Source organism: Arthrobacter ulcerisalmonis (assembly GCF_900609065.1).
GTDB lineage: Bacteria > Actinomycetota > Actinomycetes > Actinomycetales > Micrococcaceae > Arthrobacter > Arthrobacter ulcerisalmonis.
The window spans coordinates 1-15,057 of the sequence record NZ_UXAU01000025.1; the positions used below are offsets into that span (position 1 = coordinate 1).

General features: G+C 66.1%; 15 protein-coding genes. 10 read left to right on the forward strand and 5 right to left on the reverse strand.

Going from position 1 to position 15,057, the window contains the following annotated elements:
* Positions 1-117: 117 nt before the first annotated feature.
* Together PSET11_RS08785 and mshA are read right to left on the reverse strand one after the other, a co-directional pair.
* A complete protein-coding gene (locus tag PSET11_RS08785) occupies positions 118-1,794 on the reverse strand; it encodes a formate--tetrahydrofolate ligase (RefSeq protein WP_124091726.1) in 1,677 nt (558 codons plus the stop codon).
* Positions 1,795-1,860: 66 nt separating this feature from the next.
* Positions 1,861-3,126: a D-inositol-3-phosphate glycosyltransferase gene (gene mshA / locus PSET11_RS08790; RefSeq protein ID WP_124091727.1), complete on the reverse strand. Its 1,266-nt coding sequence runs from the start codon at positions 3,124-3,126 to the stop codon at positions 1,861-1,863.
* A gap of 162 nt (positions 3,127-3,288) precedes the next feature.
* Here mshA and alr point away from each other — a divergent pair, with 162 nt between their 5' ends.
* From alr to tsaD, 5 genes are read left to right on the forward strand one after another with little or no spacing between them, the layout of a single operon-like run.
* Entirely contained in the window at positions 3,289-4,512 is a 1,224-nt protein-coding gene (gene alr, locus PSET11_RS08795; RefSeq protein WP_124091728.1) for an alanine racemase, read from the forward strand.
* Positions 4,509-5,069 carry a tRNA (adenosine(37)-N6)-threonylcarbamoyltransferase complex ATPase subunit type 1 TsaE gene (gene tsaE, locus PSET11_RS08800; protein WP_124091729.1) on the forward strand — a complete coding sequence of 187 codons (561 nt, stop codon included), beginning with the start codon at positions 4,509-4,511 and terminating at the stop codon, positions 5,067-5,069. Before alr ends, tsaE begins: the two co-directional genes overlap by 4 nt.
* Positions 5,063-5,734, forward strand: a complete 672-nt coding sequence (gene tsaB, locus PSET11_RS08805) for a tRNA (adenosine(37)-N6)-threonylcarbamoyltransferase complex dimerization subunit type 1 TsaB (RefSeq protein WP_124091730.1) — start codon at positions 5,063-5,065, stop codon at positions 5,732-5,734. The genes tsaE and tsaB overlap by 7 nt, the downstream gene beginning before the upstream one ends.
* A 38-nt stretch (positions 5,735-5,772) precedes the next feature.
* Positions 5,773-6,234, forward strand: a complete 462-nt coding sequence (gene rimI, locus PSET11_RS08810; protein WP_124091844.1) for a ribosomal protein S18-alanine N-acetyltransferase — start codon at positions 5,773-5,775, stop codon at positions 6,232-6,234.
* Positions 6,231-7,355 (forward strand): tRNA (adenosine(37)-N6)-threonylcarbamoyltransferase complex transferase subunit TsaD, encoded by a 1,125-nt coding sequence (gene tsaD, locus PSET11_RS08815; RefSeq protein WP_124091731.1) that lies wholly within the window; start codon positions 6,231-6,233, stop codon positions 7,353-7,355. Before rimI ends, tsaD begins: the two co-directional genes overlap by 4 nt.
* 52 nt (positions 7,356-7,407) lie before the next feature.
* Here the strand turns inward: tsaD and PSET11_RS08820 are convergent, their stop codons facing one another.
* Positions 7,408-8,559, reverse strand: coding sequence for a glutamate--cysteine ligase (locus PSET11_RS08820; protein WP_124091732.1), 1,152 nt, complete (start codon positions 8,557-8,559; stop codon positions 7,408-7,410).
* A gap of 384 nt (positions 8,560-8,943) precedes the next feature.
* On the opposite strand from PSET11_RS08820, the gene PSET11_RS08830 reads away from it, so the two are divergent.
* Both PSET11_RS08830 and PSET11_RS08835 read left to right on the forward strand, forming a co-directional pair.
* Complete coding sequence (locus PSET11_RS08830) at positions 8,944-10,377, forward strand: glycoside hydrolase family 3 N-terminal domain-containing protein (protein WP_124091733.1); 1,434 nt, start codon at positions 8,944-8,946, stop codon at positions 10,375-10,377.
* 55 nt (positions 10,378-10,432) lie between these two features.
* Entirely contained in the window at positions 10,433-11,230 is a 798-nt protein-coding gene (locus PSET11_RS08835; RefSeq protein WP_124091734.1) for a shikimate 5-dehydrogenase, read from the forward strand.
* Here PSET11_RS08835 and PSET11_RS08840 read toward each other — a convergent pair.
* Positions 11,214-12,464 carry a THUMP-like domain-containing protein gene (locus tag PSET11_RS08840; RefSeq protein ID WP_124091735.1) on the reverse strand — a complete coding sequence of 417 codons (1,251 nt, stop codon included), beginning with the start codon at positions 12,462-12,464 and terminating at the stop codon, positions 11,214-11,216. The two genes, PSET11_RS08835 and PSET11_RS08840, sit on opposite strands and share 17 nt — an antisense overlap.
* Positions 12,465-12,509: 45 nt before the next feature.
* Positions 12,510-13,613: an NADH:flavin oxidoreductase/NADH oxidase gene (locus tag PSET11_RS08845; protein ID WP_124091736.1), complete on the reverse strand. Its 1,104-nt coding sequence runs from the start codon at positions 13,611-13,613 to the stop codon at positions 12,510-12,512.
* A gap of 116 nt (positions 13,614-13,729) precedes the next feature.
* On the opposite strand from PSET11_RS08845, the gene PSET11_RS08850 reads away from it, so the two are divergent.
* The 3 genes from PSET11_RS08850 to groES all read left to right on the forward strand — a co-directional run bounded on the left by PSET11_RS08850 (position 13,730) and on the right by groES (position 15,021).
* The gene (locus tag PSET11_RS08850; RefSeq protein WP_124091737.1) at positions 13,730-14,056 is read left to right on the forward strand and encodes an ArsR/SmtB family transcription factor; all 327 of its coding nucleotides are present in this window, start codon (positions 13,730-13,732) and stop codon (positions 14,054-14,056) included.
* Between the two features lie 61 nt (positions 14,057-14,117).
* Complete coding sequence (locus tag PSET11_RS08855) at positions 14,118-14,492, forward strand: hypothetical protein (RefSeq protein WP_203415943.1); 375 nt, start codon at positions 14,118-14,120, stop codon at positions 14,490-14,492.
* Positions 14,493-14,727: 235 nt separating this feature from the next.
* On the forward strand, positions 14,728-15,021 hold the full coding sequence (gene groES, locus PSET11_RS08860; RefSeq protein ID WP_124091738.1) for a co-chaperone GroES: 294 nt from the start codon (positions 14,728-14,730) through the stop codon (positions 15,019-15,021).
* Positions 15,022-15,057: the final 36 nt, after the last annotated feature.

The following is a 15,057-nucleotide window of genomic DNA, read 5'->3' on the forward strand; positions in this document are numbered from 1 at the left end:
TCAACCAAACTCAACGGTCTAAGCCCGGTCCAATACCGGGCCCAAGCCACCGCAGCCTAGAATCCCAATAAACCAGTCCAACAAACGGGGACCAGTTCAAAAAGTCCGGGAGGGTCGTCAGGCGAGGCCCACAGGGTTGCCGGCGTCGTCCACGTCCATCCGCAGCGCTGCCGGGACCGCGGGCAGTCCGGGCATGGTCATCACGGCACCGGTCAACGCCACGATGAAACCCGCTCCCGTTTTGGGCAGCAGGTCGCGGATGTGGATGGTGAATCCGGTGGGGGCGCCCAGCTTGGAGGCGTCGTCGGTGAACGAGTACTGGGTCTTGGCCATGCAGACAGGCAGCGAGCCCCATCCGTGGCGCTCGATGTCCGCAAGCCGTTTGAGGGCGGGCACGGAGAAGTCCACGCCGTCGGCACCGTAGATTTCCTGGGCGATGGTGCGGATCTTGTCCGCGACGGGCATGTCCAAGGGGTAAAGATGCCGGAAGGTGCTGGGCCCGGTGAGGGCCTCGGCGACCAGGGCTGCCAGTGCGTCACCGCCGTCGCCTCCGCCGCCCCGGCCCCAGACGTCCGCGACGGCGGCCGGGACCCCTTCGTCGGCACACCAGGCCAGGAGCCACTCAAGTTCCTCCGCGGTGTCTGCCGCAAACTTGTTGATGGCCACCACGGGCGGAACCCCAAACTTCGCCACGTTGGACAGGTGGCGTTTGAGATTCGCTACGCCTGAAGCCAACGCGCCAAGGTCAGGATGGGCCAGCTGGTCTTTGGCCACCCCGCCCTGCATTTTCAGGGCCCGGACGGTGGCGACCACCACCACGACCGACGGAGCCACGCCGCCCGTGCGTGCCTTGATGTCCATGTATTTTTCGGCCCCAAGATCCGCGCCGAAGCCTGCTTCTGTGACCACCACATCGGCCAGCCGACGGGCGGTTTGGGTGGCAATGAGGGAATTGCAGCCGTGGGCAATGTTGGCGAAGGGGCCGCCGTGCACCAGGGCTGGCGTTCCGGCGATGGTCTGCACCAGGTTGGGCCGGACGGCGTCCTTGAGCAGCAGAGTGAGGGCGCCCTGCACCTTGAGGTCAGCCACAGTGACCGGGGCCCGATCGTAGGTGAACCCGAACGTGATGCGGCCCAGCCGGTCGCGGAGATCGTGCAGGTCAGTGGCGAGGCAGAAGACGGCCATGATTTCGGACGCCACCGTGATGTCGAATCCGTCCTGCCGGGGCACGCCCTGAGTGGGTCCGCCGAGGCCAATGACCACCTCGCGCAACGCCCGATCGTTCATGTCAAGAACCCGTTTGAAGGTCAGCCTCCGGGGATCGATGCCCAGTTCGTTGCCTTGGTAAATATGGTTGTCCACGAGGGCCATCAGGGCATTGTTGGCGCTGGTCACGGCATGGAAATCACCGGTGAAGTGCAGATTGATCTCGTCCATGGGCAGCACCTGCGAGTAGCCGCCACCCGTTGCGCCGCCCTTCATCCCCAGGATGGGGCCCAGCGACGGCTCCCGCAGCGCAATCATCACCTTGTGGCCAGCCCGCGCCAACGAATCAGCCAGCCCCACCGTGGTGGTCGACTTGCCCTCCCCAGCCGGTGTGGGCGACATGGCGGACACCAACACCACCTGGCCCGCTGGTTCGGGTGCGTTCAGTCGGGCTGGATCGATCTTGGCCTTGAACCTGCCGTACGGTTCCAGCGCCTCGGCATTGATCCCGGCGGCTTCTGCAATCTCCGCAATCGGCCGGATCGCGGCGGCACGGGCAATTTCAAGGTCGGACGGCAGCTCGGGCAAACGGTGTCCTTTCGAAGTGCTGGCGAGGGGCAGTGCACAGGATGCTGGGGCGGCCGACGGCGGCCCTTATGACGCCGGGATCACCGGAACCAGGTGCGGGGCGGCGAAGGAATCGGCAGCAGCGTGGTAGCTGTCCAGGGTCACCGCTGCAGTCCGTTGCCAACCGGAACTCTGGGCGCGGATGGCGGCGGCGCGGCCCATGTCGGCCCGGGTGGCGGGATCGTCGTGCAACGCTTCGAGGGCATCGGCCCAGTCCGATGGATCGTGCCCGTCGACCAGGAGACCCGTGCGGCCATCGAAGATGGCACGGGACAGCCCACCCACCCGGGTCGCAACCACCGGGGTGCCGCAGGCTTGAGCTTCCAACGCCACGAGGCCGAAGGATTCGCTGAAGGATGGCATAGCCACCACGTCAGCGGCCCTGAACCAGGCCGCAAGCTCGGGTGCCTTGACCGGGGGAAGTTGCGTGACGACGTCGTCCAGTCCGGCCTCGGCAACCAGTGTGCGGAGGTTGAAGTCCCGATTGCCACTGATGGCGCCCAGGATGGTGAGCTGCAGCTCGATATCCGGCCGCCGTCGCCGGAGTAGACCCACGGCCTGGACCAGCACATGGGGTCCTTTAAGTCGTTGGATGCGGCCGGCAAAGACAATGTGGAAGGCGGTGGGGCTGACACGGTGTTCGGTGCGGGACCGGGCCCGGAACGCTGGGGTGAAAGTGCCCAGGTCCACGCCGGGCGGGGCCACGTCGATCTGTTCACTGTTTGCACCGTAGTGCGAGACGAGTTCGCGCGCCTCGGCATTGGTGTTGGCGATCAGCCGCGAAGCACCGCCTACAATCCGTTGCTCGCCTACCTCCCGGCGGCGCGGCTCGGGAGCTTCGCCCGACTCCAACAACAGATTTTTGACCTTGGCCATGGTGTGCATGGTGTGCACCAGCGGCACTCCCCACAGCCGCGACAGCTCAAGACCGGCCAGCCCCGACACCCAGTAGTGCGAATGGATGATGTCATACCGGCCGTGTTGCTGCCGGCGCCGGATCTGCTCCACCTCGGCCACCATGCTGCTCAGCAGGCCCGGCAGCTCTTCCTTGGGGATCTTCCGCGGCGGGCCGGCCAGGACGTTGTGCACGCAGACGCCGGGATCGGGATGTTCGACGGCGGGCTGGTTGGCCGCTGTGGCGCGGGTAAAGATCTCCACATCCACTCCGGCCTCGGCCAGTGAGGAGGCCAACTCCCGGACGTAGACATTCATGCCGCCGGCGTCGCCGGAGCCGGGCTGTTCCATGGGGGAGGTGTGGAGGGAAAGCAGAGCGACCCTGCGGATCAATGCCACGGGACCTCCTTCCGGGCGGCGGCGCCCCAGCCGGGCGACGCGACGGTGCGCATTCGCTAAAACACTACTCCCAACCTACGCTCCGCCGTCGTGTCCGGTGTGCTGGCAGGACGTAACGCGCCCGATTATTCGGCCAGTTGGCCCAGCACTAGAATCACTAAGGTGACTTACCCTGCAACGCCCGGCGAAACGAATCCCCGCTCCGGCCGGAGTCCCCGATACGAGCGGTCCGCCGTGATTGACCTCGAAGCGATCCGGCACAACGTCCGCAGGCTCGTGGCTGTCGCCTCGCCCGCCAAGGTGATGGCAGTGGTCAAGGCGGATGCCTACGGCCACGGTGCTGTCCCCGTGGCGCGAGCCGCCTTGGAAGCGGGTGCCAAGTGGCTGGGAGTGGCCCACATTTCCGAGGCGCTTGCCCTGCGCGCGGCCGGCATCGATGCTCCGCTGCTGGCCTGGCTGCATACCCAAGACAGCAATTTCGGCGCAGCAGTAGCTGCTGGCATCGACATCGGGTGTTCGGGGTGGGAGCTGGAACGCATCGTCGCGGCCGCCCGCGACCAGCAGCGTCCCGCACGCGTGCACTTGAAAGTGGATACCGGCCTGGGCCGCAACGGCGCCACCACGCAGATGTGGGATGCGCTGGTGGGCGAGGCGATGGAGTACCAGGACGAGGGCCTGCTCCGCGTGGTGGGTATCTTCTCCCACCTGGCCGTCGCGGACGAACCCCATCGACCCGAGACGGACCAGCAACTGGCCACGTTCCGCGAAGTTCTGGCGGCCGCCGAAGATGCCGGCGTGGACCTGGAGGTCCGGCACCTCGCCAACACCCCGGCGGCGCTGTCCCGGCCTGACACCCACTTTGACCTCGTCAGGGTGGGGCTGGGGGTCTACGGGCTTTCCCCGTTCGCGGGGCAGAGTTCGGCGGAGCTCGGATTGCGGCCGGCCATGACTCTGCGCACGGAAGTTTCGCAGTGCAAGGAGGTCCAGGCCGATCAGGGCGTGTCGTACGGGCTGCACTACCGGACGGCCGCCCAGGGCACCCTGGCGTTGATTCCGCTGGGCTACGCTGACGGCGTTCCCCGGATCGCCACCGGAGGACCGGTCCGCATTGCTGGCCGCACCTACCCCGTGGTGGGGCGGATCGCCATGGACCAGATGGTGATCGACCTCGGACCTGACAATGCCGAGATCGAACCCATCAGCGGCGGCGCCGAGGCGGTCCTGTTTGGTGACGGTGCCGACGGCGGCCCAACGGTTGATGACTGGGCGCTCGCCGCCGGCACCATCAACTACGAGGTGGTCACCAGAATCAGCCCGCGCGTCCCCCGCCAATACGTCAACGAGCAGGCGAGCCCTGACTCAGGGGCAACAATGGTGCGCGCATGAGTGCCAACGGAAGCCAGGCGAATTGGGAACACACCATCACGGCGACGACGGCGGAGCAGACGTTCGCCCTCGCCGGTACGCTGGCAGCGGCATTGTCTGCCGGCGATCTGTTGGTGCTGACCGGCGAGCTGGGTGCGGGCAAAACCACGTTCACCCAAGGTTTGGGGGCGGGATTGGGTGTCCGAGCGGGGATCATCTCGCCCACTTTCGTGCTGGTCCGCATCCATCCCAACCTCGCCACGGGGCCTCGTCCGGGTGGACCAGACCTGGTCCATGTGGACGCCTACCGGCTGGGCTCCGCCGCGGAAGTAGACGATATTGACCTGGAGAACACCATGGATAGTTCCGTGACGGTGGTGGAGTGGGGACGCGATCGGGTGGAGCACCTGAGCGAGAGCCGCTTGGAAATCGACCTGCACCGGGCCATCGGGCTCGACGGCGCGCTCGACTTCGACGCAGAAGAAACGGACGAGCCCCGGACCATTGTGCTGCGCGGCTATGGTCCGCGTTGGGCCGCAGCCCCAGACCTCGTAGCAGAAGGAGACTCCCCGTGCTGATCCTCGCCATCGACACGTCCGCCGTGGCCAGCGCAGCACTGGTCAGCGATGATGCGCCAGAGTCTGTCCTGGCCAGCTTCGCCACCGAGGACACCCGCAGCCACGCAGAGGTGCTGGCGCCGGGAATCGCGGCCATGCTTGCCGAGGCCGGAGTGTCCGGCTCAGACGTTGACGCCGTGGTGGTGGGGGTGGGGCCCGGACCGTTCACGGGCTTACGCTCCGGCATCGCCACCGCCCGGACCCTGGCCTACGTGTGGGGCAAACCCCTGCACGGGCTGATGAGCCTGGACGCCGTGGCCCTTGAGGTCGCGGAGTCCACCGCGGCGGTCCCCGAGTTTGTCGTGGCAACCGACGCCCGGCGCAAGGAAGTCTACTGGGCCCGGTACACGCTGGCGCCGGGTCAGCTGCCGCGCCTGGTGGACGGCCCGCACGTTGGCTTCGCCGCCGACCTGCCTGACCTGCCTGCTTTTGGCGCGGGTGCAGGGCTTTACCGGGACGTGCTCCGGGCGGACCCTGACTTCGCCGCAGAGCAACCCGATGCGCTGTTCCTCGGCCAATTCGCGTTGGCCAAGCTGACTACTGGGGAGTCCCTGCTGGATTCCACACCGCTTTACTTACGTGAATCCGACGCCCAGGTCCCGGGGCCACGGAAGCGTGCACTGTGAATCCGGCTGGAGCAGCGGACGGCGTCACCGTGCGCGCCATGACCACGGCCGACATTCCAGCGGTCAACGCCCTCGAACAGCGACTGTTCCCCATCGACGCGTGGCCAGAGCACATGTTCGTGGCCGAGCTGTCGCAGCCGGAGACCCGGCACTATCTGGTTGCCGAGGATGCGGCCGGAATTGTGGGCTACGCCGGCCTCATGTGCATCGAGCCCATCGCTGACGTCCAAACCATCGCCGTCGTGCCCGAATATGAAGGCCGCGGGATCGGCAGCACCCTGCTGACGCGGCTCATCACCGAAGCGAAGGGCAGGGGTGCCGCGGACGTCCTGCTCGAGGTCCGTGCGGACAATCCCCGGGCGCAGGCGCTGTACGTGCGCTTTGGCTTCGAGCAGATCCATGTCCGGCCCGGGTACTACCGTGACGGCGTCGATGCCCTCATCATGCGCCTGCCCCTGATCGAGACGTCCCCACAATCTTCCGAGGCAGGTAAGCCATGAACCGCGCGCAACCATTGGTCCTGGGTATCGAATCCTCCTGCGATGAGACCGGTGTGGGCATTGTCCGGGGCACCGAACTGCTCACCAACACGGTCTCCTCCTCCATGGACGAACACGTCCGGTTTGGCGGTGTGATCCCGGAGATCGCCTCGCGGGCGCACCTCGACGCCTTCATCCCCACCCTTGACCAAGCCCTCGCCGACGCTGGGGTGAGACTCGCCGACATCGACGCCATCGCCGTCACCGCAGGTCCAGGCCTCGCCGGGGCCCTCATGGTGGGCGTGTGCGCCGCCAAGGCCCTCGCCGTGGCAACCGGCAAACCGCTGTACGCGATCAATCACCTGGTGGCGCACGTGGGCGTGGGGTTGCTGGACCAAAACGCGGCCGACGGCGGCACGCCGGGTGGGAGCGCCCAACCAGGTGGTGCCCCGCAGCTGCCCGCCCATCTCGGCGCGCTGCTCGTCTCCGGCGGACACACCGAAATCCTGAAGATCAACAGCCTCACCGATGACGTGCAACTCCTGGGTTCCACCATTGACGATGCTGCCGGCGAAGCCTACGACAAGGTGGCCCGGATCCTGGGCCTGGGCTACCCCGGCGGCCCCGCGATCGACAAACTGGCCCGAACCGGCAACGGTAAGGCGATCCGGTTTCCGCGCGGCCTCAGCCAACCCAAGTACATGGGCACGGCCGAGGAGCCGGGCAAGCATCGGTATGACTGGTCCTTCAGCGGCCTGAAAACTGCCGTGGCCAGGTGCGTTGAACAGTTCGAGGCGCGCGGCGAAGAGGTGCCGGTGGCAGACATCGCGGCGTCGTTCCAGGAAGCAGTGGTGGATATTATCACGTCCAAAGCGGTCCTCGCCTGCCGGGAGCACGGCATCACGGACGTGTTGCTGGGCGGGGGAGTGGCCGCCAATTCCAGGCTCCGGGAACTGACCGCGCAGCGCTGCGGGTCGGCCGGGATCCGGCTACACGTGCCGGCACTGAACCTTTGTACGGACAACGGCGCCATGGTGGCCGCCTTGGGCGCGCAGCTGGTCATGGCCGGCAAGGAACCCAGTGACATCGGCTTTGCACCGGATTCCTCGCTCCCGGTCACCTCGGTGCTGCTGGACGCCTGACCGCCGGCTGACTACCTGACCGCCAGCCTGAACGCCAGGGGTCTCCCGTCCGTTATGCGGCGGGACCGTTCCGCATCTGCTTGACCAAGTCCAGTACCACGGCCTGCAGGTCGCCACCGCTCTCAGCAGCGACACGCCGCTGCCGCTGGTAGCCGGCGCCGCGGGTGATGATCTTTTCGACGTCCGCCAGTTCGTCGGAGCAACCGAGTTTCGCTGCGACCGGCTCCAACCGGTTGAGCGTGGCCATCAGGTGCTCGGTGACCAACTGCTCGTTGCCGGCGGAGTCCAGGATGATGATCGCGTCCATGCCATAGCGGGCGGCACGCCACTTGTTTTCCTGGATGTGCCAGGGCTGCATGGTGGGGATGGTGCCGCCGTTGTCGAGCGTAGTGGAGAATTCGTCCACCAAACATTGGGTGAGCGCGGCGATGGCACCGACTTCTTCCAGGGTGGCGAGGCCGTCGCAGATGCGCATCTCGATGGTGCCGAGGTTGGGGACCGGGCGGATGTCCCAACGGATTTCGGACAGGGTGTCGATCACCCCGGTGGTGAACATGTCCTGGACGTAGGACTCGTAGTCAGCCCAGGAAGAGAACTGGAACGGCAGGCCGGCCGTGGGAAGTTGCTGGAACATCAGCGCCCGGTGTGAGGCGTAGCCGGTATCTTCGCCACCCCAGAATGGGCTGGAGGCGGACAGCGCTTGGAAGTGCGGGAAGTAATTCACCAGGCCGTCCAGCACGGGCAGGGCCTTTTCCTTGCGGTCCAGTCCCACGTGCACGTGGACGCCGTAGATGACCATCTGCCGGCCCCACCACTGGGTCCTGTCGATCAGCTTTGCGTAGCGTTCCTTGTCCGTGACGGGCTGCAACTGCGGCGGGCTGAACGGGTGGCTGCCGGCACAGAAGAGCTCAACACCCATGGGATCGGTGATTTCGCGGACGGCTGCCACGGACCGGCTGAGGTCCGCCTTGGCGTCAGCGACCGTTTCGCAGATGCCCGTGACGAGTTCCACGGTGTTCAGCAGGAGTTCCTGCTTGATGTGCGGGTGCTCGTCATCCTCATTGAGTTCGGGATGCCGGGCGGCCACGCCGCGAAGGACCTGGTTGGCTACTGATGCGAGTTCGCCAGTGGCACCATTGACCAGTGCCAGTTCCCATTCCACCCCGAGGGTGGATTGCCGAGAGGTGGCGAAGTCGATCTTCACATGTGTCCTTTGCTGTCCGGGTGCCGTTGGCTCTTGCTGGCAGGATGCTGCAACGGGCACACGGTTCCTTCAGTCTAGTGCAGGGGTAGCATCGAGATAATGGTTTCGTTCCAGCACCAGCCACGACGTCCTGTGAAGATTCGAGCCCTTGCAGCGGCGCTTGCTGCCCTTGCCCTCGCGGCCTGCACCCCGACGCCGGTGACTGCGCCGCCGTCGCAGGCCGCCTCGCAGACAGTGCCGCCAGGTTCGGCGTCGCCCGTTCCTACCGAACGCACGACGCCGGGCCCCGCCACAGCTTCCGCTGCTCCTTCGGCTGGTTCCCGGCCACTCGGCTGGGGACCCGAGCAGCAAGACCTGGACACTGCCTCGGCCGCCGTGGCCAGCATGAGTACCGAGGAGAAGGCTGGCCAGGTCTTGCTGCCGTTCTTCCAGGGAACAGACGTGGCCAGCCACGCTGCCGTGATCGAGCGGCTTCACCTGGCGGGCGCCATCATCATGGGCGATAACGTCCCGCAGTCCCAAGGCCAGGTGGATACCGCCGCGATGACCGCCACCAACAGGCTGCTCTCGCAGGCAACCCAAGCCGACGGTGATTCGTGGCCCGGCCTGATCGGGGTAGACCAGGAGGGCGGCATCGTGGCGCGGTTGGGCGCACCCCTCACTGAGTGGCCCACTCCCATGAGCCTGGGTGCTGCCGGCAGCACCCCGTTGGCCAGTGAGGCCGGCAGCGGCATTGCTGCCGAGTTGGCACCCTTGGGCTACACCGTCGATTTCGCGCCGGACACCGACGTGACCATCGGGCCGCAGGATCCCACCATTGGCTCGCGTTCCATCTCTACCGACCCGGACGTCGTTGCCACCCTGGGCATGGCTTTCTCCCAGGGCATGCTCAAAGCCGGAGTCCTCCCCGTGGTCAAACATTTCCCCGGCCACGGTTCAGTCACCACCGATTCGCACCTTGCGCTGCCGGTTCAGCCCGCGTCTGTCGACGAGCTCAAGGCCCGCGACTGGAAGCCGTTTGCCGCGGCGGCGGCAGCTGGCGCGCCGATGATGATGACCGGGCACATTGCCGTGCCTGCCATGGAACCCGGGGTCCCGGCGTCGCTCTCTGCGCCAACGTACGCTGCCCTGCGCGGCCTGGGCTTCAAGGGGGTGACCGTGACCGATGCACTCAACATGGAAGCGGTAGACCAGCAGTACCCAGCCGGAGCCGCGGCGGTCAAGGCACTGGCCGCGGGCGCGGATCTGCTGCTGATGCCAGCCGACGTCGACCAGGCGCATGCGGGGATCGTCCAGGCGGTGGCTTCCGGTGCATTGCCTGCGCAACGGTTGGCTGAGGCCGCCCGGCAGGTGGTCACCATGATGGTGTGGCGCGGTCGGACCGCAGCGACCCCGGGTGCCGCTCCCGGCGCGGGCGCCGCACTCTCGGCAAAGATTTCGTCTGCTGCTGTCACGGTGGTGGCGGGCCCCTGCAGCGGTCCCCTGGTGCCCAATGCCGTGCGGGTGAGCGGTGGCGGCCCGGGCGACAAGGCGAGGTTTGAAGCCGCGGCAGCGCGGGCGGGCCTGGCCATTGGATCCGGCCCACTGGTCAACCTGATCGGCTACGGTGGACAGCCTTCCGGTGGCGACATCGCCGTGTCCCTCGACGCACCGTGGTCGTTGCAGGGTTCCACAGCTCCCATTCAGTTGGCCGCCTACGGCCGGAGTGACGGCGCCTTCGACGCCGTGGCTGCGGTGCTGGCCGGCAAGGCGACGGCACCCGGGAAGCTGCCCGCCGCCGTCGGGCCGCATCCTGCAGGAACTGGCTGCGCGTCCTGACCGGGATCAACCCGGCAGCGCGTTTAATGGGAGGGTGCCCATCCTGAATAGAGACATGACTCTCTGCATCTCCCTGTCCGCGCGGCCCAGTAACAACGGAACCCGCTTCCACAACCACCTGTATGAACAGCTCGGCCTGAACTGGATCTACAAGGCGTTTGCGCCCACCAACCTGGAACAGGCCATCGCCGGCGTCCGGGGCCTCGGCATCCGCGGCTGTGCCGTGTCCATGCCCTTCAAGGAGGACGTGATGGCACTCGTTGACGAAATGGACCCCTCCGCCACGGCCATCGAGTCGGTCAACACGATTGTGAACACGGACGGCCACCTGAAGGCGTACAACACCGATTACACGGCGATTGAGCAGCTGCTCGCCAGCAATCACGTCCGCACCAGCCACTCAGTCCTGGTGCAGGGTGCCGGTGGAATGGCTAAAGCCACCGTCGCGGCACTGCGCGATGCAGGCTTCACCGCTGTCACGGTGATCGCTCGGAATGAGTCGGCCGGCCGGGCGCTCGCCGAGCAGTACGGGTTTCCTTGGCGCGCAGAGCTGGCAGGTGCAACAGCCGATCTACTCATCAACGTCACGCCGTTGGGCATGGCAGGCGGTCCCGATGCTGATGCCGTCTCGTTCCCAGCCGCTGCCATCGATGCTGCCCAGCTGGTGTTTGACGTGGTGGCGCTGCCTGCCGAAACGCCCCTCATCACGGCTGCCCGCGCGGCCGGCAAACCGGTGATCACCGGGGCTGAAGTTGCTACCATCCAGGCCCTGGAACAGTTCGTGCTTTACACCGGCGTCAGGCCCACCATCGATCAGGTTAAGGCCGCCGAAGACTTCATGCGGGCGCAGTAGCCGCCTGGACGGGTTCCACCACCACGGCTACCCGGTCCTCGCCGATCCGGGTGAGGACCAGGGTGGCAGTTTTGCCGAGGCCCTTTTTGGTCATGGATTTACCGGCAGGCAATAGCTGTTTGCGGAGCTCTTCCGGGGTGACGGCCGTGCCCCGTTTCTTGATGTCCAGGACGGTGATGCCTTCCTGCTTCACCCAGGCCTTGAGCGCCTTGACGTTGTAGGGCTTCACCGCCAGCACCTTGTAGGCCCGGGCGAAGGGGGTATCCACCAGGGTGGGGGCGCAGATGTAGGCGATGTGTTCGTCCACCAGGTGTCCGCCCAGGTCACGCGCGACGTCGGCCACCAGGCCAGCGCGGATGACGGCACCATCGGGTTCGTAGAGGTAGCCCGCTACCGGGCCCACGTCCGGCTGTGGCCCTTCGCCGAAGTCGGAGTCGCTGGTCATCTCCGCAGCGCCCTGTGGACCGAGAACGAGGGCGGCGCGGCGGATGCCTGGCCGGCGTACCGCGTTGAACCACAAGGCCACTTCGGTGACGTCGCCAGCCACGGAAACCCACTGGGCCTCACAGTTGTCCGGTACTGACTCGTGCGGCATGCCGGGTCCCATTTTGACGCCGACTGCGCGCCCTGAGGCGGCCAACTCCGCCACGAAGGACAGTGGCGGCGAGAAGGCTTCCGGATCCCAGATGCGCCGGGTCCCCGAACTGGTGGTGACGCGCCGTGCCGGATCCAACCACACGCCGTCGACCCCGTCGAGTGGTGCGGCCGTGGCATCAGCGTGAACCACCGTGGCGTTGGGGAACGGGATCAGGTTGACGGTGGCGCAGGCCGCAGTGGTCTCATCCATTTCCACGGCCGTGACCGTGAGGTCCATGGACGCCAAGGCCAGCGAGTCTGCTCCCAGTCCGCAGCCCAGGTCGGCAACGTGGTTGACACCTGCTGCAACAAACCGCTGAGCGTGCCGGGCGGCGACGTTCAGGCGGGTGGCCTGCTCCAAGCCCGCCTGGGTGAAGAGCATCCGGGACGCGAACTCGCCGAACTTGGCCTCCGCCTTGGTCCGCAGCCTTGACTGCGTGAGCACGGCGGAGACCAGTTCGGGGGAATGCCCAGCCTTACGGAGCCGGGCATTGAGTTCGTAGGAGTCCGCGTCCCGGTAAGGGCCCAGGGAACCGAGGAGTTCCCACCCCTCGGCTGTGAGCAGGGGTGCGATCTGTTCCTGGGGAGCGTCTGGCATGGCTTCCAGCCTAGTTGACTTCAATCCAGGGGTGGCGCGGGGTGGTCAGCCTACGGGCGCCAGTGCGTAGCCGTACTGCTCGATGAAACGCGGTGCGGCCTCAAGCGTGGCCGCAGCGTTGTTGACCCACGAGGCGTCCCGGAGGAGGATGCGGCCGAGGAAGATGGCATCAGCCTGGCCGGTGCTGACCAGTTCGTTGGCCCACTGGGCATCGTCAATCCGGCCCACTGCCGCGACCGGAAGGGTGGTTGCAGCCCGGACGGCAGCTGCGTTGGCGGTCTGGTAGTCGCGTGCAGCGGGGATCTGCACGCGGTCGTTGCCGCCCGAAGAGCAGTCCAACAAGTCCACGCCGTGCTCCTGGGCCAGTCGCGCAAGTTCCACCGTTTCGTCGAGTCCCCACGCCTGCCGGTCGTCCTCAGGGTTTTCCAGGATCCAGTCCGTGGTGGAGACCCGGAGTATCACGGGCTTATCCGCGGGCCACGCGGCACGGACAGCATCAATCACCTCAAGCACCAGCCTGGACCGGTTGGCAAAGCTGCCGCCGTATTCGTCAGTCCGGTGGTTGGAGACTGGGGAAAGGAAGGAATGCAGGAGGTAGCCGTGGGCGCCGTGGATTTCGGCGACGTCGAAGCCCGCCTCGTCCGCGCGATGCGCGGCCTCGCCGAAAGCGTTGACGATGTCGCCGATCTGGTCTGTGGTCAGGGCAGACGGTGCGGGATAGCCGGGGAAGGCTGCTTCGCTGGGGCCAACCGTGTCCCAGCCCAGGTCATCCGTACCCACCGGATTACCGCCGAGCCAAGGGCGGTTGAGAGAGCCCTTCCGGCCGGCGTGGGCAAGCTGGATGCCGGGTACCGCGCCTGCTGCCTTGATTCCCGCGGCCAACCGGGAGAAGGACGGCACTTGGCTGTCGTCCCACAGGCCCAGGTCGTACGGGGAGATGCGACCCTCGGGGCGCACTCCGGTGGCTTCAACAACAACCAGGCCCACGCCGCCGGCAGCCCGGGCAGCGTAGTGGCCGAGGTGGAAATCAGTGGGGCGGCCAGCGGTTTCCTGCTCTGCCGATGCACTGTAGGTGCACATGGGTGACATCCAGAACCGGTTGGGGATCTGCACGCTACGAAGGCTGATGGGATCAAACACGTTTGCCACGGGGTTCTCCTGGAAATCGTCAACTGGTACGCCATTGACCGTACTACGGATTTATTCGTACTACTAGCCATGTCATACTTTAGAGTGCTGCAGGCAGGCACTAGGAGAGGTTGGATATGCGGACATTGGCTCACCCGGAATGCCGTGAGATCGAGCTCGACGGCGTCATGGCCGCACTGGCCGACCCCATCCGGCGGCGGATTGTCGCTCAATTGGCGGCTGGCCACGATGACCAGTCCTGCATAGCCTTCGACCTACCCGTCACCAAATCCACCTCAACCCACCACTTCCGCGTGTTGCGTGAGGCTGGTGTCATTGAGCAGCGCTACCAGGGCACTGCCATCCTGAGCTCGCTCCGTCGCAGCGATCTGGAGACCCGATTCCCGGGCCTCCTGGCAGCATTCCTTGCAGCGGCTCGTGACGTCGCCAGCGTCCCCGCCTGAACGGACAGGCTGGCCCCGCGTGATCGGCGCTCTTTCGCCCTGATCCCGATAGGGTTGAGGCATGAGCACTGGATCACTGCAGCCCGGCGAGCAGGAGCCCGCGCCACACCCGCATACGGGCCTGGCCCGCACCGCCCTGATCGTCGGATCCCTCGTAGCGGTGGTCTGCATCGCTGTGCTGATCATCATCTTCTTCCTCGACACGTTCAACGCCACCGTCTACTCGGTAGGCGGCAACAGTGTCTCGGACAATACCCAGGAAGCCCAAGACATTCGGGGCCTCTATGCGGGTGCGCGGATCGGCAGCATCGTGCTGCTGGTAGCGGCGCTGATCACTGCCGTGTGTGGCGGGCTCCTGCTGCGACGGTTCCGGAAGCAGCTGGTTGAAGCGCCCGACGGCGGCGAGGACGTGGGCTTCGACGACCTCGCACGGTAGGTGCTTAGGGGCGCCCAGGGTAGGGTCGCCGTCGTCCGCCCATGACGAAATTCTGGCACTCGCCTTGACCGAGTGCTAACCCTTACATAGAGTCTTCATTAGCACTCTCCCTTGGAGGCTGCTAACACATGGAGAGCTGCCAGCCAGGCTGCTGCCGGCACCGCGACGACGGTTTGCCAGCCTTGGCAAAAAGCCCTCCAGTCCACAAATTTGCTGACGTAAAGGAGAGGTCCGAGTGTCGGTCTCTATTAAGCCTCTTGAGGATCGTATTGTTGTTCGCCCGCTCGAAGCCGAGCAGACCACGGCTTCTGGCCTGGTCATCCCGGACTCCGCACAGGAGAAGCCGCAGGAAGGCGAAGTTGTTGCAGTTGGCCCCGGCCGCTTCGAAGATGGCAACCGCGTTCCCGTTGACGTAGCCGTTGGCGACGTCGTTATCTACTCCAAGTACGGTGGAACCGAGGTCAAGACCGGCGGTGCCGAGTACCTGGTGCTCTCCGCCCGCGACGTTCTGGCGATCGTCGTAAAGTAACTCTTCCGGATCCCCGCGCCGCTGATTCCACGTAGT

Coding starts and splice junctions, on each gene's coding strand:
- tsaE (WP_124091729.1), top strand. CDS start 4,509: ATGAGTGCCAACGGAAGCCAGGCGAATTGGGAACACACCATCACGGCG.
- rimI (WP_124091844.1), top strand. CDS start 5,773: ATGACCACGGCCGACATTCCAGCGGTCAACGCCCTCGAACAGCGACTG.
- tsaD (WP_124091731.1), top strand. CDS start 6,231: ATGAACCGCGCGCAACCATTGGTCCTGGGTATCGAATCCTCCTGCGAT.
- PSET11_RS08830 (WP_124091733.1), top strand. CDS start 8,944: ATGAGTACCGAGGAGAAGGCTGGCCAGGTCTTGCTGCCGTTCTTCCAG.
- PSET11_RS08835 (WP_124091734.1), top strand. CDS start 10,433: ATGACTCTCTGCATCTCCCTGTCCGCGCGGCCCAGTAACAACGGAACC.
- PSET11_RS08840 (WP_124091735.1), bottom strand. CDS start 12,464: ATGCCAGACGCTCCCCAGGAACAGATCGCACCCCTGCTCACAGCCGAG.
- PSET11_RS08850 (WP_124091737.1), top strand. CDS start 13,730: ATGCGGACATTGGCTCACCCGGAATGCCGTGAGATCGAGCTCGACGGC.
- PSET11_RS08855 (WP_203415943.1), top strand. CDS start 14,118: ATGAGCACTGGATCACTGCAGCCCGGCGAGCAGGAGCCCGCGCCACAC.